Consider the following 1,648-nt stretch of genomic DNA (forward strand, 5'->3'; position numbering starts at 1 on the left):
CACCGGCACCCCGCGCCGCCGGGCGTCCGCGAGCAGCAGCCGCTTGGGGTACATCCCCGGGTCGTGGGTGAGCAGCCCGGCGTAGAAGGCCGCCGGGTGGTGCGCCTTGAGCCATGCGGACTGGTACGTCGGTACGGCGAAGGCGACCGCGTGCGCCTTGCAGAAGCCGTAGCTGCCGAACGCCTCGACGATCTCCCAGGCCCGGTCGGTCACCTCGGCCCCGTACCCCCGCTCCGCCGCCCGCAGCGCGAACCAGACCTTGATCCGCCCCTGCGACTCGGGGTCGGACAGCCCGCGCCGCACCCGGTCGGCCTCGCCCCGGCCGCAGCCGGTCATGATGTCGACCATCTCGATGATCTGCTCGTGGAAGACGACCACGCCGTAGGTGTCGCGCAGCGGCCCCTCCAGGTCGGGGTGCGGGTAGCGGACGGGCGCGCGGCCGTGCCGGGCCTCGATGAACGGCCGCACCATGTCGGCGGCGACGGGCCCCGGGCGGAAGAGCGAGATGTCGACCACCAGGTCGTGGAAGGTGGCGGGCTGGAGCCTGCCGACCAGGTCCCGCTGGCCCGGTGACTCGATCTGGAAGCAGCCCAGCGTCTCGGTGCTCCTGATCAGCCGGTACGTCTCCGGGTCGTCCGGCGGCACCGCGTCCAGGTCGACCTCCCGGCCCGAGGCCCGCTTCAGCTCGGTGACCGCGTGGGCCATCGCCGACTGCATCCGTACACCGAGCACGTCGAGCTTGAGCAGCCCGAGGTGCTCCACGTCGTCCTTGTCGAACTGCGCCATCGGGATGGGGGCACCTCCCACGCCGTCAAGGCTGTGGGGGCCGTCGCCGCTGGTGGGCACGACGGGCGTACGCCGCAGCAGCGAGGCGTCCGAGAGGAGGACCCCGCACGGGTGCATGGCGATACCGCGCGGCAGCGCGTCCAGCGCCTCCACCAGCTCCCAGAGCCGGCCGTACCGCTCCTTCCGCCCGGCCACCTCGCGCAGTTCGGGCAGCTCCTCCATCGCGGCGCGGGCGTCCCTGGCCCGGATGTGCGGGAAGGCCTTGGCGAGCCGGTCGGTCTCGGCGGGGTCCATGGAGAGCGCGGCGCCGACGTCCCGGATCGCGTGGCGCACCCGGTAGGTCTCGGGCATGGAGACGGCCGCGACCCGCTCGGTGCCGAAGCGCCCGATGATCGCGCGGTAGACCTCCAGGCGGCGGGCCGACTCCACGTCGATGTCGATGTCGGGCAGCACGAAGCGCCGCTTGGACAGGAACCGCTCCATGAGCAGCCCGTGCTCGACGGGGTCGGCGTGCGCGATGCCCAGGAGGTGGTTGACCAGGGATCCGGCGCCGGAACCGCGCGCGGCGACCCGGATACCCATCCCCTTCACGTCGTCCACCACCTGGGCGACCGTCAGGAAGTAGGAGGCGAAGCCGTGGTGGGCGATGACGTCCAGTTCGTGGTGCATCCGCTCCCAGTAGCCGCGCCTGCGGTCCAGGCCGCGCAGCACCATACCGGCGGCGGCCCGGGAGGCCAGCACCCGCTGCGCGGTACGCCGCTCGGCGCCCACGAGGCGCGGCTCGGGGAAGTGCACGCTGCCCAGCCCCAGATCGTCCGCCGGATCGACGCGGCAGGCGTCGGCGGTGTGCCGGGTCTCGGCC

1 pseudogene is annotated in these 1,648 nt (G+C 73.3%); it reads right to left on the reverse strand.

Annotated features, from left to right (window positions below):
- Positions 1 to 1,648 (reverse strand): annotated as a pseudogene (locus IH13_RS38320) (DNA polymerase III subunit alpha); the annotation flags it as partial.

Origin of the sequence: Streptomyces sp. NRRL WC-3549, from assembly GCF_000721935.1 — a bacterium.
GTDB lineage: Bacteria > Actinomycetota > Actinomycetes > Streptomycetales > Streptomycetaceae > Streptomyces.